The sequence below is a fragment of the Rhodococcus globerulus genome (assembly GCF_019334125.1).
Classification (GTDB): Bacteria; Actinomycetota; Actinomycetes; order Mycobacteriales; family Mycobacteriaceae; genus Rhodococcus_F; species Rhodococcus_F globerula.
Window position 1 is genome coordinate 6,718,077 of sequence record NZ_CP079698.1, and the last position, 21,547, is coordinate 6,739,623.

The 21,547-nt window shown below is 60.4% G+C and carries 21 protein-coding genes and 4 tRNA genes; 12 read left to right on the forward strand and 13 right to left on the reverse strand.

The window, feature by feature from the left end; all coding sequences use genetic code 11:
• The first annotated feature begins 177 nt into the window (after positions 1-177).
• The 3 genes from KYT97_RS30685 to KYT97_RS30695 all read left to right on the forward strand — a co-directional run bounded on the left by KYT97_RS30685 (position 178) and on the right by KYT97_RS30695 (position 3,629).
• Positions 178-1,077 carry a pseudouridine synthase gene (locus KYT97_RS30685; RefSeq protein ID WP_033234346.1) on the forward strand — a complete coding sequence of 300 codons (900 nt, stop codon included), beginning with the start codon at positions 178-180 and terminating at the stop codon, positions 1,075-1,077.
• A 76-nt stretch (positions 1,078-1,153) separates the two neighbouring features.
• A complete protein-coding gene (locus tag KYT97_RS30690; RefSeq protein WP_045068866.1) occupies positions 1,154-2,689 on the forward strand; it encodes a CYTH and CHAD domain-containing protein in 1,536 nt (511 codons plus the stop codon).
• Positions 2,690-2,738: 49 nt separating this feature from the next.
• Positions 2,739-3,629 (forward strand): universal stress protein, encoded by an 891-nt coding sequence (locus tag KYT97_RS30695; RefSeq protein ID WP_045068863.1) that lies wholly within the window; start codon positions 2,739-2,741, stop codon positions 3,627-3,629.
• A 48-nt stretch (positions 3,630-3,677) separates the two neighbouring features.
• Here KYT97_RS30695 and KYT97_RS30700 read toward each other — a convergent pair whose 3' ends face one another.
• Positions 3,678-4,415, reverse strand: a complete 738-nt coding sequence (locus KYT97_RS30700) for a VIT1/CCC1 transporter family protein (RefSeq protein WP_051730461.1) — start codon at positions 4,413-4,415, stop codon at positions 3,678-3,680.
• A gap of 123 nt (positions 4,416-4,538) precedes the next feature.
• Here KYT97_RS30700 and KYT97_RS30705 point away from each other — a divergent pair, with 123 nt between their 5' ends.
• Complete coding sequence (locus tag KYT97_RS30705; RefSeq protein ID WP_033233997.1) at positions 4,539-5,297, forward strand: SDR family NAD(P)-dependent oxidoreductase; 759 nt, start codon at positions 4,539-4,541, stop codon at positions 5,295-5,297.
• A gap of 4 nt (positions 5,298-5,301) precedes the next feature.
• Here the strand turns inward: KYT97_RS30705 and KYT97_RS30710 are convergent, their stop codons facing one another.
• The 9 genes from KYT97_RS30710 to KYT97_RS30750 all read right to left on the reverse strand — a co-directional run bounded on the left by KYT97_RS30710 (position 5,302) and on the right by KYT97_RS30750 (position 13,777).
• Positions 5,302-5,934: a TetR family transcriptional regulator gene (locus tag KYT97_RS30710; protein ID WP_219111530.1), complete on the reverse strand. Its 633-nt coding sequence runs from the start codon at positions 5,932-5,934 to the stop codon at positions 5,302-5,304.
• A gap of 75 nt (positions 5,935-6,009) precedes the next feature.
• On the reverse strand, positions 6,010-7,428 hold the full coding sequence (gene ftsW, locus KYT97_RS30715) for a putative lipid II flippase FtsW (RefSeq protein WP_116102210.1): 1,419 nt from the start codon (positions 7,426-7,428) through the stop codon (positions 6,010-6,012).
• A 158-nt stretch (positions 7,429-7,586) separates the two neighbouring features.
• Positions 7,587-8,957: a uracil-xanthine permease family protein gene (locus tag KYT97_RS30720; RefSeq protein ID WP_080711707.1), complete on the reverse strand. Its 1,371-nt coding sequence runs from the start codon at positions 8,955-8,957 to the stop codon at positions 7,587-7,589.
• A 65-nt stretch (positions 8,958-9,022) separates the two neighbouring features.
• Complete coding sequence (locus KYT97_RS30725; protein ID WP_045068856.1) at positions 9,023-10,387, reverse strand: 8-oxoguanine deaminase; 1,365 nt, start codon at positions 10,385-10,387, stop codon at positions 9,023-9,025.
• A gap of 306 nt (positions 10,388-10,693) precedes the next feature.
• On the reverse strand, positions 10,694-12,448 hold the full coding sequence (locus tag KYT97_RS30730; RefSeq protein ID WP_233364151.1) for an ABC transporter substrate-binding protein: 1,755 nt from the start codon (positions 12,446-12,448) through the stop codon (positions 10,694-10,696).
• A 133-nt stretch (positions 12,449-12,581) separates the two neighbouring features.
• A tRNA-Phe gene (locus KYT97_RS30735) sits at positions 12,582-12,658 on the reverse strand.
• Positions 12,659-12,728: 70 nt separating this feature from the next.
• A tRNA-Asp gene (locus KYT97_RS30740) sits at positions 12,729-12,802 on the reverse strand.
• A gap of 135 nt (positions 12,803-12,937) precedes the next feature.
• Positions 12,938-13,010: transfer RNA gene (locus KYT97_RS30745), tRNA-Glu, on the reverse strand.
• A 113-nt stretch (positions 13,011-13,123) separates the two neighbouring features.
• Positions 13,124-13,777, reverse strand: a complete 654-nt coding sequence (locus tag KYT97_RS30750; protein WP_033233992.1) for a TetR/AcrR family transcriptional regulator — start codon at positions 13,775-13,777, stop codon at positions 13,124-13,126.
• Positions 13,778-14,209: 432 nt separating this feature from the next.
• Here KYT97_RS30750 and KYT97_RS30755 point away from each other — a divergent pair, with 432 nt between their 5' ends.
• The 4 genes from KYT97_RS30755 to KYT97_RS30770 all read left to right on the forward strand — a co-directional run bounded on the left by KYT97_RS30755 (position 14,210) and on the right by KYT97_RS30770 (position 16,970).
• Positions 14,210-14,644, forward strand: coding sequence for a MarR family winged helix-turn-helix transcriptional regulator (locus KYT97_RS30755; RefSeq protein WP_245005976.1), 435 nt, complete (start codon positions 14,210-14,212; stop codon positions 14,642-14,644).
• Between the two features lie 150 nt (positions 14,645-14,794).
• Positions 14,795-14,870: transfer RNA gene (locus KYT97_RS30760), tRNA-Lys, on the forward strand.
• Positions 14,871-15,105: 235 nt separating this feature from the next.
• A complete protein-coding gene (locus KYT97_RS30765) occupies positions 15,106-15,777 on the forward strand; it encodes a hypothetical protein (RefSeq protein ID WP_033233990.1) in 672 nt (223 codons plus the stop codon).
• Entirely contained in the window at positions 15,774-16,970 is a 1,197-nt protein-coding gene (locus KYT97_RS30770) for a PrsW family intramembrane metalloprotease (RefSeq protein ID WP_415395111.1), read from the forward strand. The genes KYT97_RS30765 and KYT97_RS30770 overlap by 4 nt, the downstream gene beginning before the upstream one ends.
• A gap of 11 nt (positions 16,971-16,981) precedes the next feature.
• On the opposite strand, the gene KYT97_RS30775 is transcribed toward KYT97_RS30770, so the two are convergent.
• Positions 16,982-17,554, reverse strand: coding sequence for a TetR/AcrR family transcriptional regulator (locus KYT97_RS30775; protein WP_172935770.1), 573 nt, complete (start codon positions 17,552-17,554; stop codon positions 16,982-16,984).
• Between the two features lie 117 nt (positions 17,555-17,671).
• Here KYT97_RS30775 and KYT97_RS30780 point away from each other — a divergent pair, with 117 nt between their 5' ends.
• Entirely contained in the window at positions 17,672-18,145 is a 474-nt protein-coding gene (locus tag KYT97_RS30780; protein WP_045068844.1) for a DUF4334 domain-containing protein, read from the forward strand.
• 20 nt (positions 18,146-18,165) lie between these two features.
• Complete coding sequence (locus KYT97_RS30785; RefSeq protein WP_219111531.1) at positions 18,166-19,263, forward strand: NAD(P)-dependent alcohol dehydrogenase; 1,098 nt, start codon at positions 18,166-18,168, stop codon at positions 19,261-19,263.
• A gap of 1 nt (position 19,264) precedes the next feature.
• Here KYT97_RS30785 and KYT97_RS30790 read toward each other — a convergent pair whose 3' ends face one another.
• Positions 19,265-19,849 (reverse strand): hypothetical protein, encoded by a 585-nt coding sequence (locus KYT97_RS30790; RefSeq protein WP_172935772.1) that lies wholly within the window; start codon positions 19,847-19,849, stop codon positions 19,265-19,267.
• A 32-nt stretch (positions 19,850-19,881) separates the two neighbouring features.
• A complete protein-coding gene (locus KYT97_RS30795) occupies positions 19,882-20,274 on the reverse strand; it encodes an MmcQ/YjbR family DNA-binding protein (RefSeq protein ID WP_045069738.1) in 393 nt (130 codons plus the stop codon).
• Between the two features lie 121 nt (positions 20,275-20,395).
• Between KYT97_RS30795 and KYT97_RS30800 the strand changes: the two genes are divergently transcribed.
• Entirely contained in the window at positions 20,396-20,842 is a 447-nt protein-coding gene (locus KYT97_RS30800) for a hypothetical protein (protein WP_033233985.1), read from the forward strand.
• 100 nt (positions 20,843-20,942) lie between these two features.
• Positions 20,943-21,524: a DUF937 domain-containing protein gene (locus KYT97_RS30805; protein ID WP_033233984.1), complete on the forward strand. Its 582-nt coding sequence runs from the start codon at positions 20,943-20,945 to the stop codon at positions 21,522-21,524.
• The last annotated feature ends 23 nt before the right edge of the window (positions 21,525-21,547 follow it).

The window sequence follows — 21,547 nt, forward strand, 5'->3', positions numbered from 1 at the left end:
TGGGTTAGCTCGCAGTTTCGTTCAGGTTACGTCGGCACGCTTATCCGTAACATCAACGCCCGAATACGCAGGTCAGCACTGTGCGGTGTTCGACGTCACAAGCTTGATTCTCGATTACCCACGCCCGATCTGTCGTGGATGGCTCGAATACCCGGCCAGAGCGCTACCGTCGAAGATGTGTCTCGATCTCCGCTCCCCGTCCGCGACGGCCTCAACCCCAGCCGCATCCGTCAACCCGACACGGGAACGTGGGAAACCACGCTCGACTATCTACTCGAGCGGTTCCCGCAGGACGCTGTGCGACTGCGGGAGAAAGTTGCCGCCCGCGAGGTTGTTGACGAGAAAGGCGTCGGAATCGACGAAAGAACCGCGTTTGCGCCTCGCCGCTTCGTCTATCTGTACCGCGACCCGCCCGTCGAAGCACGAGTTCCTTTCGAGATCGACATCCTGTACCGCGACGACAACATCCTCGTAGTCGACAAGCCTCATTTTCTGGCCAGCACTCCGCGCGGACGCTACATCGCGGAATCCGCGTTGGTTCGACTTCGCCGAGACCTCGACCTCCCCGAGCTCAGTCCGGCACACCGACTCGATCGCGTAACTGCCGGGCTGCTCCTCTTCACCGTGCACCAGCAGGCCAGGCGCGGCTACCAGACGATGTTCGCCGATCGCCTCGTCTCCAAGGAATACGAAGCAATCGCACGCTACGACGCCGACGTCGCGACGCCTACCGTCGTGCGAAGCCGCATCGTGAAGGAACGCGGAGTACTCAAAGCCCGCGAGATCGACGGCGATCCCAACAGCGAATCGCGTATCGAACTGATCGAAACTCACGGCGAGTTTGCGCGCTATCGACTGATTCCCCATACCGGCAAGACGCACCAACTCCGTCTGCACATGACATCGGTGGGACTACCCATCCACGGCGACAACTTCTACCCGGATTTTTACGATGTTGCTGCAGAAGACTATTCGAACCCACTCCGCCTGCTGTCCCGTGTGCTCGAGTTCGACGACCCCGTCAGCGGCGAAACCCGCCGATTCGAAAGCCGCCTGACGCTCGCATGGCCAACCTGAAAGCGCTCGCCCTTCCCTGCGCCCTCGTTACCGACAAGGATGGACGCAGTTACATCGCACCGCACAAGGAGATCAGATGAGCAAGACCGATGCAGTACCCGGAGCTGTCCAGGAAGTCGAGCGCAAGTACGAAGCACCTGCAGAGCAGGAAGTTCCGGCACTGGACAACCTGCCCGGGGTAGCCGGCGCACCGGTCCACGACTCGATCCAACTCTCCGCAACGTACTTCGACACCGCCGACTATCGGTTGCTCGCCGAGAAGATCACGCTGCGCAAACGTGAGGGTGGCGACGACGCCGGCTGGCATATGAAACTTCCTGGCGCCGGTGATGCCCGAACCGAAATCCAACTGCCGCCCGACGACGGAACTGTCGTACCCGAAGCATTGTCAACGCTGGTCCGAGCGATCATTCGTGGCAACGACCTGGTCCCCGTCGCCCTGATCATCACCGACCGCGAGCGCACCAGACTCAACGACGCCGACGGCACGCTTCTCGCCGAAGTTGTTTCGGACACCGTAATTGCCTGCAAAGCAGACGGATCCGGAGAGTCCACGTGGCAAGAAGTCGAGGTCGAGCAAGGAGCGGGCGGGCAACCACTGGCCGATGCCATCGAAACCCTGCTGTTCGGCGCAGGCCTCGAGCGCTCGGAAAGCCCGTCCAAGCTGAAACGTGCGCTTGGCACCTCCGTGACACCGCACTCCGCACCCGAAGCCACCACCACGAAGTCACCCACCCCTCGGATACTGCTGCGCAACTACCTGATCGAACAGATCCGCGCACTCACCGACGCGGATCTCGGAACCCGTAGGCGCAGCGAGGAAGCCGTTCACGACTTTCGCGTCGCCGCGCGTCGGATTCGCAGTGCACTGCAGTCGTACGCCGGACAGTCACCGCGGACCGATGCACTTGTCGACGACCTACGGTGGTTGGGCGGCAAGTTCGGTGATGCCCGCGACGTCGAGGTGCAGTGGCAGCGACTGGTCGACCGCCTCGGCGAAATCGACATGCCCGAGCAGGAAGCCGTACGGGCCCGGATCGACGAATACTTCTCTGCCCGAGCAGAAACCGCCCAGGGAATTGCACTCGACACACTGAATTCCGAACGTTATCTGACCTTGCTCGAGAACCTCGACGCGTACGTCGTCGATCTGGAATTCGACGCGATCGGTCGACGCACCGACAAGAAGATCTCCTCCAAGGAACTGGCGAACACCCTGCAGCATCTCTCGCACAAGGTCGGCAAACGAGTCGACAAAGTCGCCGAAGCGACGTCACGCGCGGACCGCGACGAGAAAATCCATCGAGCACGCAAGGGCGCCAAGCGAATGAAGTACGCGATCGAAGTGATGAAGCCGTCGAACAAGCATCGCGCCAAACGAGCGCTCAAGCATTTCAACCACTTCCAGGATGTTCTCGGCGAGCACCAGGATTCTGTTGTCGCCGGTCACCATCTGCTGGAAATGGCGTCGGAGCACGAGCACACCTCACTCACCAGTTTCAGCTTGGGAATGGTGTACCGACGCGAACTCGACATCGCCGACGAGCAAGCCGCACTACTCGAGAAGACATGGAAGGAAGCAGCAAAATCATCAGCAACGCTGTGGCGATGAGACATCATCGCCACAGTTGACGGATCTCGAACCACCTGAGGGAGTAAGCATGGACACACTTGCCGGACACCAGGACATCGTTGTCGGCGTCGACGGTTCCGAGGCATCGATCGGTGCCGCGAAATGGGCCGCGGCCGTTGCTCAGGTGGTCAATGCACGGCTGATCCTGGCGCATGCGCTGCCTCAGGAAGGCCCGATCTACAGCCCCGCCGCCGTGATGTTGCAGTCGCAGTTCCTCAATCAGATCCGCGAGGACGGCGAAGCGATCATCGCGGCGGCGTCCAGCGCTGTGGCAGAGAAATTCCCTTCGCTGGATATCGAGTCCAACATCGCGCCAGGTCCTCCGACAACACATATCCTCGAATCGGCCGGCACAGCTCGGTTGATCGTCATGGGTTCCACCGGAGCCGGCGCGCTGCGCTCACGTCTACTCGGATCGACCGCCCTCAAGGTCGCCAACCATGCAACCTCCCCGGTTACCGTCTGGCGGGGAACCGTCGAAAACCCCGGGCCTGATCAGAGACCCGTCGTGGTCGGTATCGACGGAAGTCCGTTGAGCAAGAAGGCCGTCGAGCATGCCTTCTGGTTTGCCGACGAGTTCGAAGCACCCCTCATTGCGGTGCACACGTGGCAAGGTGCGTCGACCTTCCGTGAAGGTGGCGCCGGAATCCTCATCGACTGGGAAGCCGTCGAACAAGAGGAGTCCGCATTGCTGGCCGAAAACCTCGCCGGAATGGCCGAGCAGTACCCCGACGTTCCGGTCACTCGAATCAGCGAACCCGGCGCAGCGGCCCCGGTCATGCTGAAATACGCCGACGACGCCCAACTTCTGGTGGTCGGCAGCCACGGCCGAAGCGCAATGGCCGGCGCAGTAATGGGATCGACGAGCCAGAACCTGCTGCACCATGCGCCGTGCCCGGTGATGGTCGCTCGCGCCTGACTGCTGTGCGCCTTTGTCAACCGCCCGCGGTTAACAAAGGCGCACAGCTCAATCGAGCCCGGTACCCACCAACTGGCCGACGCCGTACGTCACGGCCATCGCCAGAGCGCCGCCGAGAACCACCCGCAAGATCGCTCGGGTCTTACGGGCGCCGCCGAGCGTCGCGCTGATCGTGCCGGTCAACGCCAGCGCGACAAGCACCGCGAAAAACGCTATGGGAACCCGGGTTCCCGTTGGCGGCAAGAGAATCGCGATCAATGGAATGGCTGCACCAATGGTGAAGGACACCGCCGACGAGATTGCTGCGTGCCAGGGGTTCGTCAGATCGTTCGGATCAATCTTCAACTCGACTTCGACGTGCGCCGCGAATGCGTCGTGTGCGGTGAGTTCCTCGGCTACCTTGGTGGCGGTCTCGGTGCTCAAACCCTTTGCCTCGTAGTTCGAGACAAGTTCCGCGAACTCCTGCTCGGGCATTTCCAGCAGTTCTCGTTTCTCCTTCTTCAGCAGCGCACGCTCGGTATCGCGTTGCGCGCTGACAGAGACGTATTCACCGAGAGCCATCGACACCGCTCCGGCGACCAAGCCCGCAAAGCCTGCGGTGAAGATCGCGGAACGTTCGGTTGTCGCGGCTGCAACACCGATCACCAATCCCGCAGTGGACACGATGCCGTCGTTCGCTCCGAGAACCCCGGCGCGAAGCCAGTTCAAACGGTTGTTGAGGCTGGGGATCTGCGGTTCGGATCCGTCACTCGGCACTTCTCCGGCCACCTGCACGCTATCGGACATAACACTGAGATTAGGGTTCCGCTCCCGTCTGCGATAGCAATCTGAGCCTGTCCTACCCGCGCCAACCAAGCACTTGCTAGGTTGAATGCGAAGACCATCAACCGCGGAACCCGGGAGACAACCATGAATGCAGTGCGCACCGTTTTGATCAGCGGCGGAACCGGCGGTATCGGCTCTGCAATCGCCCGCACACTCGCCGCCCGCGGACACGACGTCGCCTTCACCTATCGCAGTAATGCGGATGCCGCCGAACAGCTGTGCACAGAAATCCGATCACTCGGAGTCCGCGCACTTTCCTACCCGATGGATCTCGATAGCGAATCGTCCATTGCCGCGGCGGCGCGGTCCGCGATCGACGACCTCGGATCATTGACAACTCTTGTGCACGCAGCGGGACCACACGTTCCGATGACCCACCTGTCGCGAGTCTCCCCCACCACGTTCGCCGAGCAGTTGAATCAAGAAGCCGCAGCATTCTTTACCCTTGTACACACGGCCTTACCGGCGCTGCGCGCATCGTCGGGATCCGTCGTGGCAGTCACCACAGCAGCAACCGACCGCTTCCCGGTCCGCGACGGGCTCTCGGCTGGTACCAAAGGCGCTGTGGAACAACTGGTCCGCGGCTTTGCCGCCGAAGAAGGGCGCTACGGCGTTCGCTTCAACGCCGTCGGCCCCGGCATGCTGACCGACGGCATGGCCGAAAGACTCATCGCGTCAGCCGATCTCGATCCAGCCGCTCTCGACATCACCATGAGTCGAATTCCGCTGAAGCGATTCGGGTCCGCGACCGACATCGCCGAAGCCGTACATTTCCTAGCGAGCGATGCCGCCGGTTTCATCAGCGGCCAGAAACTCAACGTCGACGGCGGATACTCCGTCTGACGGGCTACCCGCCCAACTTACGAAACACCAAGCGCACGGCAAGTTCCAAGTGCGCCATCACCTGATCGCTGGTCATCCGGCCGGCGACCCACGACACGAGAGAAGACATCCAGACGTCGTTGATGACCTTCACCGCATCCATCTGCTGCTCGGAAATCTCCTCGACACCGATCGACTTCGCGAACATCTCCGTCACGACGTCACCCAGTGCGTTGAGTTCCGGGGTCGCCGACGCGTCCGCAAACATGTACGCGCGAACCAGCGCCTCGTAACGAGGATGATCGGTCTCGAGGATTTCCGTGTTCTTCCTCAACACGAACAGAATTCGATCCGACGGAGTTTCCCCCGGGATTTCGTAATCGTGAAACCTGTCGCGCAGACCCTCGAACATCCATACCAACGCCACGACCAGCATGTGATTCTTCGACGGGAAGTACCGATACACCGTCCCGATCGCCACGCCGGCCCGCTCGGCAACCGACCTCATCTGGACCGCGTCGTACCCACCCTCGGACGCGGATTCCAGTGCAGCGTCGACAATCCGATGGAAACGTGCTCGCTGCGACGGCGTCGTACGACGCCCGATCACCGAGCTTCGTTCCACCACAGACTGATCCAGCTTATCGCCACCTGCCATGCCCACAACCTTCTCCGACGCCGATTTCAGATTCCAATGTAGTCGCCTACCGGGGATCCCGACGCCCGACGGTAATCAGGAAGCACGCCGGGGACGGGTGCCGCCGCGATACTGACGATCGTCGTCACCGTCACGTCGGACGGAACGTCGTCGATCGGGTTGACCGCTCCGGCGTGGTTCCGGCTGCGCCGGCCGCCTGCGTTCTTGCTGCGGGGATCGGCGCGCTTGCTCTCCCCGACGTTGCTGCTGCGGGCGTTCGCGCACTCGACCCTGCGGCGCCTTCTTCGGCTTCTTGGCTTCGCCGAAGCGAGGTTTGCCGAACACGAACGGCACCCAGCCACGGCTTGCGCTTTCGAGCGACGCGACCGCCTCCGGCTCACGGAACGCAGCGTGCGCGATCAGCCCGAACATCAGCAGTGTCGTGATCATCGACGTACCGCCGGCCGAAATGAGCGGCAGCTGCAACCCGGTGACGGGAATGAGCCCGACCACGTACGCGATGTTGATGAAGGCCTGCATCACGATCAACGTCGTCGCAGTTGCCGTCATGACCTTGAGGAAGGGATCTGTGGACCGCTTGGCGATCCTCAGCCCGACAACGAGGACAGCAGCAAAGAGCGCCACCACGATGAGCGCACCGATCAGGCCGAGTTCTTCCCCGATAACCGCGAAGATGAAGTCGTTGTGTGCCTGCGGAAGATAACTCCACTTCGCGTCGGACTGCCCGAGTCCACGACCGAAGATACCGCCGTTCGCCAACGCATATTTTGCCTGAGTGCTCTGAAAATTCAGTCCCTGCGGATCCAGGTCCGGATTGAGATAGGCCTTGATTCGATCCGAGCGGTAGCCGGCAGTAAGCGCTAGGACAAGGAACGCCACCCCGGACCCCACGGTCAACATGACAAACGTTCGCAACCGGAACAGCCCGAACCACAGCACCGACATGAAGATGATGCCGATAGTGATCGTGGTGCCGAGGTCCTTCTCCAACACGACAAGAATCAGGACGAGAAGCGTCGTGCCACCGATGACCGGCAGAGCCCGGTTGACGTCGATACGTGCGTTGAGGAACGACGCCACCGTCGCTGCCGACCAAATTGCAAGGGCCAGCTTCGCAAGTTCCGACGGCTGGAATGAAATTCCAGCGACAACAAACCAGCTACGCGCACCCATTTGTTCCGAACCGATTCCCGGAATAAGGACCAGCACAAGCAGTATCAGGCAGAAGATCAGAAGCCAGGGCGAATATTTGCGCATCAGCTCGGTCGGAACTCGCACGACGGCCACAAACAGGACCAGACCGATGGCGGCGAACATGCACTGCGGCCAGAACCGCGCGTACGACGTACCGGACAGGACATACGATTCGACGCTCGACGACGACAGCACCATCAGCAAACCGAAAGCCACGATCAGGACGACCAAGCCGACGATCATGTGGAAGTCGGACAACGGCCGACTGGTCCACGTCGTGGCGCGGGCGCGGAACTTCATGGACTCGCGGCCAGTTTTGTCCGAGGAGCTGCGCGAGTTAGCTGATTCGCTGCTCCCACGACGCTTCCCTTTGCCATCGCTCCGATCGGTCACCACACCAGTATCGTCCCACGACTTCTAACTCGTGGGTAACACTGGTCTCACAGGCCACACCGTTATCACAGTGTGCTCTTACTTTTCCGGTTACCTCGTCGAGCTAGCGCATTCGGAATGACGACAAAGAGACACTCGAGCACGATTGCAACGACGGCGCCGACAACGATGCCCTGAGTCGCTAACTGCACTACGAGTTCCGGCCACACCCCGACAAGCGACCCGGTGAGCGCCGGCACTCCGAGTCCTGCCATCAGCGCGAGCGGGGCAATCAGATTGTGCGTCGAGTTACCACGATCACGAAACGCTGCCTGCGCCCCGGTAATGACGACCGTCGCGGCCGCGGGTAGGAAGAGTCCACCGATGACCGGCGCCGGCGTCGTGACCAGAACTGCCGCGACTTTGGGAAACATCGCGAGTGCGATCATCATCAACGCGGCAACACGGACCACAAATCTGCTTCCGATGCCGGTAATCCGAACGACGCCAAGATTCTGGGCGTACGCGGTCGTACCGAACCCGCCGAACAGAGCCGACAACATCGAGCCTCCTGCCTCGCCCGCCACACCCGCGTTGATCTGTCGGGCCGTCAGAGGGAGTCGCGTCAGACGCGCTGTTGCTTCGTAGATCCCTATCGCCTCGACGACGGCCACGAAGAACACGATGCACATGGTCACGGTGATGCCGAGATCAAAGGTCAACGATCCGTACGGCAGTAGCGTCGGGAATCGAAGCCACGGTGCCGCCGACACACCGGAGAAGTCGAGACGCCCCAACGCGAACGCGAGGAGGTTTCCGACGACAAGTGCGATCAGAAAGCAGAATGAGCGAAATTTACCGGTGAACATCCCGCCGAGAACAACAACAGCGGTAGTCACGGTTGCGATGAGAATCGTCGAGGGCGTAGCAAAGTTCTCGGTGCCTGGCATACCGAAGAATTCCTGGATAGTGAACCCGGCCAACGACAGCCCTACCAGCAGAATGATTGTCCCCGTGACAGCGGAACTCAATACTCTGCGAATCTTCCCGAGAACGCCTGTAGCAGCAGCCAACAGAACAATTGCGGCGCCGATCAACAAACCGGTACCCGCGGCGGCGAGGGAACCCGCCTTCGCATATGCGATCGCCAACGGAGAGAAAGCCGACGACGGCCCCTCCACCACCGGTAGTTTGACCAGCTTGGTGGTCTGCAGGAGCGTTGCAACTCCAGCCGCCAGGAGCGTCGCCGTCAGGAGATTGGTGGACAGGGCAGCTCCGAGACCTGCTGCACTACCAATGAACAGCGGATCAAGCCACACGTTCGAGACGAGCAACTGTTGCGCACCTAAAGCGACCTTCCTCGGCAAGGGAATCGATTGTTCGGTATCGATCGTGAGATTCTGATCGGCACCCTCGACTGACAGGTTGCCGTCCGTACTTTCATGTGACAAAGACATGGGTGATCTCGATTCGAGTCAGGTTTCGTTGCGGAGGACTGAAAAGTGAAGGAAAAGCTGTCGTTTCAGAGAAGCGACTGCATCCGGCGTGCATGAGTGTCGTGCGTTCGTAGAACGCCGGCCACAGCCGAATCGCACAATTGCCCACCGTCGACCAGGACCTTGCCTGCGACGACCGTCGTACCTGCTCGCGCAGGTCCACACCGAAGCCAGGCTTCGACCGGATCTGTCAGCGCACCCGCCAAAGCCAACGGCTCTGCTTCCCACACAACAAGATCCGCGCAGGCGCCGACGCGCAAGTGGCCGATCTCGTCATCCCACCCCAGGCAGGTGGCACTACCTCGCGTTGCCATGTCCAGGACATCGCGCGCAGTCATCGATGCCGGCCCATTCCTGAACCGACCGAGCAACAACGCAGTTCGCGATTCGAGCCACATCGACCCGTGATCAGTGGATGCCGATCCATCACATCCGAGTCCGACCGGCATACCGATACCGCGCAACAACGACGCATCGGCACTGCCACCACCGATCATCATGTTGGAACTGGGGCACTGGACCGCGCTGACTCCGGCTGCAGCCAGACGAAGCTGCTCGGATGAACTCGGATAGATGAAATGCGCCACCCACGTGCGTGATCCGGCCCATCCTGTTCGTTCGAGATATTCGACCGGAGTACACCCGTATGTCTGAAGGCAATACGCATGCTCGTCCATGTCCTCGGCGAGATGACTGTGCAGCCGGACGTCGTACGCCTCGGCCAGTTCTGCGCTCTCACGCATCAGTTCTTCTGTCACCGAAAATGGTGAGCAGGGAGCTAGAGCTACGCGAGTCAGCGCACCTGGATTGGGATCGTGATACTTCTCGATCAGTCTCACACTGTCGGCGAGAATCGTATCTTTGTCCTGAACAACAGATTTCGGAGGAAGTCCGCCGTCTACAGTAGAGCGGGTCATCGAACCTCGCGTTGCAAGGAACCTGAATCCGAGTTGGGTGGCCGCCTGAATTTGTGCGTCGATCAACTCTGGTCTCGGATGGACATACATGTGATCCATCGACGTCGTGCAGCCTCCCAGGAGAAGCTCCGCCATCGCCACATAAGTCGACGCGTGTACTGCTTCCGGTTCGAGTTTCGACCAGATGGGATACAGAGTTGTCAGCCACTCGAACAGAGTGCCGTTCACCGCAGGCGCGAAGGACCTCGTGAGGTTCTGATACATGTGGTGGTGTGCGTTGACCAAGCCTGGAGTGACCAAACGTCCTGCGGCATTTATCTTCCGATCTGCGCTGGGCTCGGCTGATCCAGTAGGACCGAAGGAATGAACGCGTCCATCCACAACCGCCAACCAGCCGTCTGCCAGTTCGGTATTGCGGTCAATGTACAGATACGCGTGAGTGATCAGAAGATCTACATGAATGTGTGGCGACATCGATTCGCACCGCTCTTCTCTCGGGACGTAGACAGGGCGCAACGAACCGCGCAACAGTTGCGCGGGCCGTCACCCTGTTCCTGCGGCTGCGAACCACAGGATCGTCACCGCGTCAGAACCTGAGCGGGCGGGTCGGCCGCAGATCAGCGTCTGCGACTACACACAGTTTCCAGATCGAATTGGTCGGCGGCATTGCTCTCGTGTAAATCCGGCGTTACTCCTTCACCTACGCAGAAAACCTTGGTGCGACACCAAAGAGCCCCGCCCGACTCGCGTCGGACGGGACTCTCGGCGTGCGCTGGAACGCTACTTCGCGCCCATCCATGCCTGATCGAACAGCATGATGCCGGTTGCAGTCGGAACCACACCGTGCACGTTCTTCTGCCAAGCCCAGAAAGAAGCCAATCCACCGACCGGTGCCGACGGAACCGTCTCGTTCCACAGGGTCTGAATCTTGCTGATCACGGCAAGCGCCGACGCGTTGTCCTTCGCCTGCTGCAGATCCGCGATCAACTGATCCATAGCGGGATTGGCGTAACCCGCAGTGTTGGACTTCGAGGTGCTGTTGGTAGTCGAGTACAGACCGAGATCGGGAATCGACTCGTACAGACCGATACCGGCGTGAGCGAGGTCGAAATCGTTCTTGACGTAGACGTTCTGAACGATGTCGCCGGCATTGTTCGCAAGAATCAGGTTCACCTCGAACCCGACGGCCTGAAGCAGAGACTGCACAGCCAAACCGATCGCATGGTCCTTCGGCTCGCTGAGCACGATGTAGTTGAGCGTGCCGTTGTATCCGTCGGCCTTGGCTTGGCTCAGAAGTTCCTTGGCCTTGGCGGGGTCGTACGCGATACCCGGGGTGTCGACGTGCCACTGAGACGTCGTTCCGAACAGCTCCGAACCCGGAAGCCCTTCACCGTTCTCCGCGCGCTGATCGATCAGCTCCGGATCCAGTGCGTAACCGATAGCCTGGCGGACGCGAACATCCGAACCCGGCCGGCCCTCGCGGTTGTTGATGATCTCAGCACTGCCGGCATTGAGGACATCGATGTAACCGGGGTAGCCGGCGGACTTGGCGGAGTTGATCGCCGACGTCAGACCGCGAATGTAAGCCACGTCCAGCTGACCACTGTTCAGCGATTCGAGATTGGCCTGCGGGCCGTTCAGCGCAACCATGCGAAGCTGCTCGAGCTTGGGAGCACCGCCGTAGTAGGCGGGGTTGGCCTTGAAGATTCGTTCGACGCTCGGGCTGAACACGCCTTCGGTGAACGGTCCGGCGCCAACGGCGGTGAACTTGTCACCCTGTTGTGAGCTGGGGGCGACGATCATTCCATGGCCGAGTGCCAGCATCGAGGGAAAACGCATCCACGGCGTGTTCAGGTTGAATACAACGGTAGCCGCGTCCGAGGCTTCCATCGAAGCGACCGATGCGACCCACAGCTCTGCGCCGTTGCCCTTACCCGCGTTGTACCGATTGATGCTCGCGATGACAGCGTTAGCGTCGAGTGCGGTTCCGTCACTGAACTTCACGCCGTCGCGCAGCTTCAAGGTCCAGGTCTTGCCGTCGTCGTTGGTTTCGAGTGACTTGGCCAACTTCGGTTCGAATTCACCGGTCGCCGTGTCGTAGCTCACCAGAACGTCGTACACCGCCGCCAGGGCTTCGCCGCCGGAACCGCCGCGTGCTGCAACCTTGGTCGGGTCCAGCGACGATGCGAGGACCTGGACACCGTACGTCAGGGTGCCGCCTGCAACCGGCGTGCCCGCATCGCCTTGTTCATTGATCATTCCGGTGACGATCGACGCCGATCCGGTGTCACCGTCGGTAGTGCCGCCGTCGTCGTTGTTGCTTGCACAGCCGGCGAGCAGAATGCCGGCTCCGAACAATGCAACCGCTGTGCGGCTGAATTTCCCGACGCGTCGGGACCTCGAGTGAGTCACGTCGACCATCACTTCCTTCTTGCGCAGAGAAGGAGGTCCGGACTTCGCGAAGAATGCCGGACCGCCCGCGGCCCTGGAATGGGCGCTGCGGCTAATAGTGATGCTCGACAAGTAGTGACGCACGGCACGTTCCCGCTGACCGGTACCGAATTCGACCTAATCCGACCGACCAGTTGAAGAATCGAATCGGGCAATAGAAAAAGCTCCAGCTTCGTCGTTTCGAGAACGAGAATCTGGAGCTTGATTTATCGAGTTGTGGTGGCCAGGGCCGGGATCGAACCGGCGACCTTCCGCTTTTCAGGCGGACGCTCGTACCAACTGAGCTACCTGGCCGGACGGCACCCGAACCGAATGCCTATCGCACTGCATTGCCCTCAGCCGATTGGCTGAGAACAATGCTTTGCGACCCTGACGGGACTCGAACCCGCGACCTCCGCCGTGACAGGGCGGCGCGCTAACCAACTGCGCCACAGGGCCTTGCTTTTTCCTTGCTGTGAAACCGTACTACATCTTCTCGCTGCTCCCAAACCACTGTCCTAGCTGGGTATTTCTGCAACTCAAAGCGTGTCGTGCGGGTCAAACCATACTGCATCGTTTCGCTTTCGCAAAACGTACCCCCTACGGGATTCGAACCCGCGCTACCGCCTTGAAAGGGCGGCGTCCTAGGCCGCTAGACGAAGGGGGCGCGCCGGATCACTCCGAGCAAGTACCCCCTCCGGCATTCCGTTGGGAGCTTGGATAGCTTAGGACACACCACGGGAAAAACTCAAATCGCCAGGTCAGCGAGTAAAAATGACCCTATTCCCGCAGGTAGGACTCGACCGTCGCCCAACCCTCGCGATGAAAATTCTCGATCCAATCCGAGCTGGCCATCCCTTCGAGCACTACTTCGAGCGCTTCCTCGAACCAGAGCGCAAGGTCACCACTCTGCGACGTCAGATCCGCCATGTAGCGCTGACCGGCAAGGCTTGCGGCCAGGACACGCGTGAACTTCTCAGGCTCGACGCCTTCACGCAACAAACCTTCGGCCTTCGCGCGCGTCGCGAACTCGAATGCCGAGCGTCCCCATACCTGACCGGCACCCGACTTCACGTCGGCATAGAACTCCGGCTCGATAATCAGCCTGAACTCCGCCTGCACGATCACGTTGGTTCGAAACAGCGTGGCAATGTCGAGCACGAGGCCATGAAGAAGCTGAAACGGATCAAGGTCCGTCCGTTTCAACCACTGATCGGTGACGTCCGTGAACATCTCCATCGCAGCGGTCAAGATCGCTCTTGCCAACTCTTCTTTCGATTGAAAATGGAAGTACATCGCGCCTTTGGTGGCACGGGAGCCTTCAAGGATCGTATTCACCGACGCTGCGGCGTAACCGCGCTTGGCGAACTCGATTGCAGCCGCTTCGACCAGGGCGGCGCGGGTACGCCGCGCACGCTCTTGTTGACGTGCCATATGCGGTGTTATGCCTCTCGCCGAGTCGATATCCCAAAGGTGCCGCCTGCGACACCCACAATCCCCCGGAAGCTCACAATATCCCCTCCGGATTCGCCACGTAAGCCTTACCGCGACACCCACCAAAAGTACTAGTGATGTCATTCGATCAGATGACACCGAAAAAGCAAGCACACCCCCGGAACACACCGGGTGGTATCGTTCTGGCCGCTCGGGTGCGGCACAGGGGGTGCGCATCCGAGCTTCTCTGTTTCGAGCCCATGTTCGAACCGATGCCGAAGCACCCATAACACCGAGACTTCGCTGTCAAGCCTAAGAAGATTAAACAACCACAGTTACTATTTGTTCACAATATGTGGACGAAAATCGGACATTGACCGATCAACTACACAGTTAGGTTGCCTAATATTCATGGGCGACCGAGGAGCGGCAATGACCCAGCACGAGATCGACGCTCTAGCGGAGGACCTCGGCGTTTTCGCACGACGCCTGCATAGCGAACGGATTGGGCCCCACCTCAGTGCCACCCACGTCCACGCTCTCGGACATCTCGACCGCCACGGACCCATGACGGCCAAATCCCTCGCGCAACTAGAGCGCGTCACGCCTCAATCGGTCGCCAAAGCGATTGCAACGCTCCAAGCTCGGGGCCTGGTAACCCGGCGATCCGATCCATCCGACGGCCGCGCGCACCTCATCGATCTGACCGACGCCGGCGCGTCCGCACTCCACGATGATCGACGTCTGAGGAATCGATGGCTTACCGAAGCGATCCACGCCGAGTGCACCGACGCCGAACGTGATCTCCTTTGGATCGCCGGCAGAATCCTGCGACGCGTCGGAAACTCACCTCTCGCACCGCCCTGACACGCTTCCATAGCGCTCAGACAGGCTCGGCCACAGCAGCTCTCCGCGGCAATCACACGTTTGTGAATCTGTCATCAGGATCCCGGAATCACCCATTTGACGGGGGCGGTGTTTTCACCTGCTTCGCGGTCTGGTTAGACTCTGCGCCGCGCCCCTATAGCTCAGTTGGTAGAGCTACGGACTTTTAATCCGCAGGTCGTAGGTTCGAGTCCTACTGGGGGCACCAAACAACAGTCCGGCACCTCTTCGGAGAATGTCGGGCTGTTTTTTGTTTGCCCGCACGACGGAGTGCGGTACTACATTCGCTCGAGATTTTCGGAAACATCCCGTTTGATACTTTTACCTCGTGAGGTCCAACCCCTCGGATTCGCTCTCGACAAGCACCGCAGCCCTGCCCCTCGCAGCGGAAACTGTTGTGCGCGAATGACTCGACGCAAACACCGCAGGGAGCCGGCGCACAGATGTCTGACACCGATACGAGAAATCGGGTAGATCCACAACCCCCGCACTACGAACCCGACGACCGATGGGTTCCAGTAGACCGGCGATGGTTGGGCCTCGACCGTGCCACTCTGATTCCCGCCGCAGTCGTGATCGCGTTTGCACTCGTCATGGCGTTTGTCCTACCCACAATCAACGATTCGGTGTCCTACGACGACGAAGTCGTGGCCGGAGATGTCATGGAACTCGACGGTGGAATAACCTTCGTTCCCGTCCCCGGCTGGGGCATCACCGCAGGAGTTCGCGACACCGATACCCCGATAACCGGCACCTACCCGGATGTCGCGAGGGTGACCAACGGGGCCGTCTCCTTCACCGTCAAAACAGCACCGTTCACCGGCGACGCGCGCGAACTGCTCGAGCAGATCAAGACGACCACCGATGCGCTTGCGTCTGGGGAGTCGTTCAGAGTCAACGGTGAACCCACCGTGATCATCACCGAAAGCGGCCATCGCGGGGTCATGGCTGGGTACTCGAATTCCACCGCTGACGGCGTCATCGCTGCCTTTGTGATCGACGGAGTGGGTGTCAGCGCGATTGCCGTCGGCCCGAGCAACATCGACCCCTCGACCACCGAAGCTATTGCTCGCATGATCGTCAGCATCAGCCAACGACCCGGAGAGGGCTCATGATGACCATGTCCACTGTGCAGTCGACAGGCGATTCGAACGCCACCCGTGTCTCGGCAATCGAAAACTCCGGATGGGGACGGTCGTTCACCTTCTACCAACCGCGCAATGCCGCGTTCTGGGTGTACCTGCTGTTGGTGACCACCGGAGTCTTCCAGTTCTTCTCGATGCTGGCCTCCAGTGCCGGCGCCTACGGCGAGGCCATCGGACTCTCCGTCGTGCTGTTCAGCGCGTACGGTGCGGCGTTCTGGTGGTTCACGCACCACATCGACCGGTATGCACGCCAACCGGCAAAACTGATCGTCGTGGCCTTTCTGTGGGGAAGCTTTGCTGCTACCTGGGGAATGGCCGCGCATGCAAACGACGCCATTCTCGCGTTGTACGCCAAGATGTTCGGGCAAGCCTGGGCGGCCGACTGGGGAGCAGGCCTGGCGGCGCCGTTTACCGAAGAGACCGCCAAGGGTCTGGGACTCGTCCTGTTGATAGCCTTGGCCTCCCGCTTCGTGCGCACCGCGTTTGACGGGTTCATTCTCGGTGCGTTCATCGGACTCGGTTTCCAGCTCTTCGAAGACGTTGTCTACGCCTTGAATTCGGCAGGTTCACAATTCGGTGCCAATCAGATCGACGCCGCGATGACGACCATTGTGATGCGGATGGTTGTCGGAGTTGCCGCACACACGTTGTACAGCGCAATCTTCTGCGCCGGACTTGTCTACCTTCTCGGCCGACCTGCCGAGCCGCGGCGACTCGGCCGAGGCATCGCACTGATGGCAACGGCGATGCTTCTGCACGGCCTCTGGGATTCTGCCGCCGCTCTTGCACAGGGCAGCGCACTCATGTTCCCACTGCTCTTCGTACTCATCGTCGTCGCACTTGTCTTGGTGTTGCGGGTGTTTCGGTTGACCGTTCCGCGTGAACGTCAGTTCTTGCACGACATTCTGGCACCGGAAGCCGAACATGGCGTGATCACCGGTGACGAGCTCACAGCAGTGTGCGGCAACCACAAGGCTCGCAAGGCTTTCCGCAGATCCGCAGGAACCCGCGCCGATCGCAAACGAAATGGATATGTGCTCGAAGCAACGGCAGATCTCGCCGATGCTCTGGCCTATTCCCGCGGAAACAACACTGACCGAGTCGAATTTGCACGATCCGAAGTAGCCCGGATCAGAAGCGGTCGGCCGTCGATCAAGGCCTGACCTACGCACCGTCAGGAACTGCGAATCAAGCGCCGGACTGCGTCAACGGCAGTCTGCCTTCGCAGGGCCGCCGCTCGCGACGATCCAGGTCTCACGTCACCGCCGCTATGCGGAAGCGCCAGGGTTCTGGCAATTTCGGTGATCACGATCAGCAACTCCGCCGGGTTCCAACTGGGATCGATATGCCCGTCGGCTTGGCCCTGGCGAATCTCCGCAATTTTCGGGCGCAACGTGTTGCGTCGAATGTCGTGGTAACTCACAGTTTCAGGCGCTTCGAGATCCGCCCATTCCTGCAACCGGGCATTCTCGGGGTGCGCGAGGTAGTTGTCGAACAGTCGACCGGTGTACGCAGGTAAGTCGTCTCCACGTAAGGCGGTCTCGGCCGTGGTCTCGACGGTCCACTGCGCCATGACCGCGGAGAAAAGATCTTCCTTGCTCGCGAAGTACGCGTACAGGCGGTCTTTGCTCGCTCGCGCGTCCTTGGCGATGCGGTTGATACGAGCGCCCGCAAACCCGTATCGGGCAAATTCTTCCTTGGCGGATGCAAGAATGCGGTCCCTGGTCGCTTCCCCGGCTGAACGCATGCGCACATCCTAGATCGATTCCACCGTTGCCGAACCACCCGGTTCGGCGTAGCGTCCAGAGTTCACGAACAAATTGGTTCGGGAAAAAACTCTCAACGCCGTTCCACAAGGAGAACCATGAACCTCGACGACGCCCGCAGCGCTTTCGCAAAGCTCCGCGAGCAGGAAAACGATGTCTCCCCCACCGAACTCGATGAAGTGTGGGCTGCTTTGGAGACCGTCGACGCAGCGGACATCCTCGGTGAATGGAAAGGTGACGACTTCGCTACCGGCCACCGTCTCCACGACAAACTCGTGGCAAGCCGCTGGTTCGGAAAAACCTTCAACTCGGTCGAGGACGCAAAACCACTGATCTGCCGAGACGAGAACGGAAACCTCTACTCTGACATCAAGGGCGGCAACGGAGAAGCGAGCCTCTGGAACATCGAGTTCCGCGGCGAAGTCACCGCAACGATGGTCTACGACGGCGCACCGATCTTCGACCATTTCAAGAAGGTCGACGACACAACGCTCATGGGAATCATGAACGGAAAATCGAAGCTGGTCCTCGACAACGGCCAGCACTATTACTTCCTCCTCGAGCGAGTGTGATTCGCCCGGAGAAGAATTCGATGTCCACTCGAAAAATGAGCGCCGCGCTCTCGCACGGCCCCGACTCCCCTTTTGCCCTCGAGACCGTCGAGATCGAGGAACCCCGCGCCGACGAGATCCTCGTGCGGATAGTCGCGACAGGTCTGTGCCACACGGATCTGTTCACCAAGTCAGCGCTACCGAAAAAACTCGGCCCCTGCGTGTTCGGCCACGAGGGCGCGGGGATCGTCGAGGCCGTCGGCTCGTCGATCACCCATATCTTCGAAGGCGATCACGTGCTGCTGAGCTATCGAAGCTGCGGAGCGTGCCGCCAATGCCGAAGTGGGCATCGGGCGTATTGCGAACGCTCACATCGACTCAACAGCTCAGGTGCGCGCACCGACGGTTCGGCGCCGATCACGCAGAACGGCACTCCGATCAGGTCCGCGTTCTTCGGTCAGTCGAGTTTCGCGCAATACGCCATCACCACAGCCGACAACACCGTCGTCGTTGATCCTGCGGTTGATCTGACCGTCGTAGCTCCGCTCGGCTGCGGGTTTCAAACCGGCGGCGGCGCAGTTCTGAATACTCTTCGCCCCGAACCCGACTCGACGTTTGTGGTCTTCGGAGCTGGCAGCGTCGGATTCGCGGCTCTCCTCGCGGCGCGAGCAGTGGGGGTTTCCACGCTGGTTGCCGTCGACCCGGTACCCGAACGTAGGAAGCTGGCCGAAGAGTTCGGCGCAGTTGTTGTCGATCCCGGCTCCGGCGACGTTGTGGCAGCGGTGCGCGACGCCACCGACGGCGGATCGACTCATTCCCTCGACACCACCGGAATCGGTGCGGTTGTCAATCAGGGCGTGACATCACTTCGCGGCCGCGGAACACTGGTCGTGGTTGGGCTCGGAGCCCACGACCTCACCGTGAACATGGCCGACATCATGTTGAACGGGAAGACTATTCGAGGATGCGTCGAGGGTGATTCCGACATATCTACGTTCATTCCCCGGCTTGTCGATCTCTACACCGCCGGACAATTTCCGATCGACCGACTGGTGACGCCCTATGCGTTCGCAGACATCAACAGAGCCGTCACAGATCAGGCAGCTGGAAAAGTAATAAAGCCTGTTCTCTTCTGGTAGTTCACATTTCGGGAGCCGGAGCTTCGCCCTTGCTCTGCGGTTCGTGCTGCTTCAGGTCGCCGCGCATCTTGTCGATTTCTTTGCCACGCTTCTTGTACCTGTAGCCCAGGAACACGATTCCGACGAACAGCGCGACACCGATGATCGCGCCGAGTACCGAGGCGCCGCGGAATCCAGGACCGTCGACGTCGAGGACGCGTTCGCCGGCGTGCGCAGCATTGCTGTTTCCGAGAACGATGCTCAGCGTCAGCAAGTTGGGCAAAGCAAAAATCACACCGAGCACCAAAGCACCGATCTGTATCGGCCGCGCATGTTTCCGTTTCCGCACCTGCCAGATTGCGCGAAAGAAGAGCAGTGGGACCAACGTACACACGAGCCCGAACATCACGCCCCACGCAATTCCGCCACTGAAACTGCCGTCGGCGAGCGACGCAATCCGCTGAGACCACCAGCGTGGGAGGTACGCGGCGAGAATGAAGTAGGTGATGACCAGAACAACGGCCGCCACGCCGATCATGATGGCCTTTTTCGCCCATGGCGGCATGCCCGATGTGGTGGTAGCCGATGGTGCTTGCTGTGTCGTCATGACCAATCCTCGTCTAATCGGCGTACGTGTCGTCACGAATCTATCGGGTTGCCGCCCGCAGCATCCCCGTCGAGCACTATTCGGGCCAGCTTCTTCGGCGCAACCAGGGTGTACGAGGTGTAGATCCATTCCTCGAGCTGATCCCAGTACTCTCCCTCGATCTTGCCACTGAGATCGAGAGCAACCCAACCGTGCCGACCCAACCCGTACCCTGCCGCGGTTGCTCTTGATTCAGTCGCGACCACCGCCTCGGCTTCCGGTTTGCTCAGCTTGATCGTCAGCGACGTGGCATCGGCGTTGCAGAACACGAAGTTCTTGCCACGCACTCGAAAGGTGGGATGCCCGTCCCACGCTTCGATGTCGACGCGCTGCGCTTCGGGAAGGCTCAGCGAGATCTCTTCGAGTCGACGCATATTGTCCGCCATGGTGACATTGTGCATGGTCAACTCAGGCCGTCCAGGAAAAGCCTGTCGAAAAGCACGCGCGTCGTCGCTAGGCTCGTAACTCGACCGCGTTAGACGTTCACCGATCCTTCGGGAGAGTGATATGCGCACGTTTGTACATGTGGTTCTGCTGATCTGCGGTATCGCCGTGACGGTCGGCTCGTTCATGTCGATATTGGCCGGAGTGAAACCCGCAGATGTCCGTCTCGAAGACTTACGAGATGGCTTTCCAGCCGGCTGGGCTATCGAGCAGATCGCCGATCAGTCCGTACCGTTCTACCGATCCATGATGATTCTTCTTCTCGGGTCCGGCGTGGCGATCTTGATTGCGGCAGTGTTCGGTTCACGCCTCGCGGCGTGGATCGGAGTGATTGTCGGACTCGCCAGTCTTGGCACCTTCTATTACCGCGTCAATGAGCAATTCGACAACATCATCAGGGAAAACTACTCCACGATCCTGACGAATCAGACAGGATTCATTCTGACCGTCGGCGGCCTCGCACTTGCGCTTCTCGTATGTCTGGTCCCCCGAGAAAAAACCCAACGATGACACCTCCGCAACATCCGAGCTACCGACGGTCTCGAACATTCACTAGTGTCTGCATCAACCGGGTGCTGACAAGTAGGACCCCAGAAAAGTAGGGCATCGAATGGCTTCGCTTGACGACCTTCTCTCACAGATCCCGATCGACCAGATCGCGCAGCAACTCGGCGTAGATCAGGCAACCGCGGAAACTGCTGTGAAATCGGCACTTCCCACGCTGGTCAGCGGTCTCGGCGCCAATGCCGACAGCGAGGCCGGCGCGGCGTCGCTCGAAAGCGCGTTGCAGTCGCACGCCAACACCACGATCCTCGACGACGGCATCGACATCAGCAAGGTCGACACCGCTGACGGTCAGAAGATCGTGGCAAACATCTTCGGCAACAACACCGATCAGGTGGCCAGCACGCTGGGTAGCGTCGGCGGCGGAAACGATCTGGTGAAGCAGCTACTCCCGATTCTCGCGCCGATCGTGCTGGCGTATCTCGCCAAGCAGTTCACGGGCGGCGGATCGGCAGCTCAGACGCAGGCTGCCGGGGGCGGCGGCATCGGAGATCTTCTGGGCGGACTTCTCGGCGGCGGAAACTCCAGCGGCGGCATCGGCGGAGCACTCGGCGGTCTCCTCGGCGGCTCCGGTGGCGGCGGCATCGGCGATCTGCTGGGCGGACTCCTCGGCGGCGGCAAGAAGTAGGCGATAACCCCAGTTGCGGCGGC

What these genes read in the sequence shown, in the direction of transcription:
- KYT97_RS30785 (WP_219111531.1), top strand. Translation starts at nt 18,166, where the DNA reads ATGTCCACTCGAAAAATGAGCGCCGCGCTCTCGCACGGCCCCGACTCC.
- KYT97_RS30795 (WP_045069738.1), bottom strand. Translation starts at nt 20,274, where the DNA reads ATGGCGGACAATATGCGTCGACTCGAAGAGATCTCGCTGAGCCTTCCC.
- KYT97_RS30695 (WP_045068863.1), top strand. Translation starts at nt 2,739, where the DNA reads ATGGACACACTTGCCGGACACCAGGACATCGTTGTCGGCGTCGACGGT.
- KYT97_RS30775 (WP_172935770.1), bottom strand. Translation starts at nt 17,554, where the DNA reads ATGCGTTCAGCCGGGGAAGCGACCAGGGACCGCATTCTTGCATCCGCC.
- KYT97_RS30755 (WP_245005976.1), top strand. Translation starts at nt 14,210, where the DNA reads ATGACCCAGCACGAGATCGACGCTCTAGCGGAGGACCTCGGCGTTTTC.
- KYT97_RS30710 (WP_219111530.1), bottom strand. Translation starts at nt 5,934, where the DNA reads ATGGCAGGTGGCGATAAGCTGGATCAGTCTGTGGTGGAACGAAGCTCG.
- KYT97_RS30805 (WP_033233984.1), top strand. Translation starts at nt 20,943, where the DNA reads ATGGCTTCGCTTGACGACCTTCTCTCACAGATCCCGATCGACCAGATC.
- ftsW (WP_116102210.1), bottom strand. Translation starts at nt 7,428, where the DNA reads ATGAAGTTCCGCGCCCGCGCCACGACGTGGACCAGTCGGCCGTTGTCC.
- KYT97_RS30725 (WP_045068856.1), bottom strand. Translation starts at nt 10,387, where the DNA reads ATGTCGCCACACATTCATGTAGATCTTCTGATCACTCACGCGTATCTG.
- KYT97_RS30800 (WP_033233985.1), top strand. Translation starts at nt 20,396, where the DNA reads ATGCGCACGTTTGTACATGTGGTTCTGCTGATCTGCGGTATCGCCGTG.
- KYT97_RS30790 (WP_172935772.1), bottom strand. Translation starts at nt 19,849, where the DNA reads ATGACGACACAGCAAGCACCATCGGCTACCACCACATCGGGCATGCCG.
- KYT97_RS30705 (WP_033233997.1), top strand. Translation starts at nt 4,539, where the DNA reads ATGAATGCAGTGCGCACCGTTTTGATCAGCGGCGGAACCGGCGGTATC.
- KYT97_RS30690 (WP_045068866.1), top strand. Translation starts at nt 1,154, where the DNA reads ATGAGCAAGACCGATGCAGTACCCGGAGCTGTCCAGGAAGTCGAGCGC.
- KYT97_RS30700 (WP_051730461.1), bottom strand. Translation starts at nt 4,415, where the DNA reads ATGTCCGATAGCGTGCAGGTGGCCGGAGAAGTGCCGAGTGACGGATCC.
- KYT97_RS30765 (WP_033233990.1), top strand. Translation starts at nt 15,106, where the DNA reads ATGTCTGACACCGATACGAGAAATCGGGTAGATCCACAACCCCCGCAC.
- KYT97_RS30770 (WP_415395111.1), top strand. Translation starts at nt 15,774, where the DNA reads ATGATGACCATGTCCACTGTGCAGTCGACAGGCGATTCGAACGCCACC.
- KYT97_RS30780 (WP_045068844.1), top strand. Translation starts at nt 17,672, where the DNA reads ATGAACCTCGACGACGCCCGCAGCGCTTTCGCAAAGCTCCGCGAGCAG.
- KYT97_RS30750 (WP_033233992.1), bottom strand. Translation starts at nt 13,777, where the DNA reads ATGGCACGTCAACAAGAGCGTGCGCGGCGTACCCGCGCCGCCCTGGTC.
- KYT97_RS30720 (WP_080711707.1), bottom strand. Translation starts at nt 8,957, where the DNA reads ATGTCTTTGTCACATGAAAGTACGGACGGCAACCTGTCAGTCGAGGGT.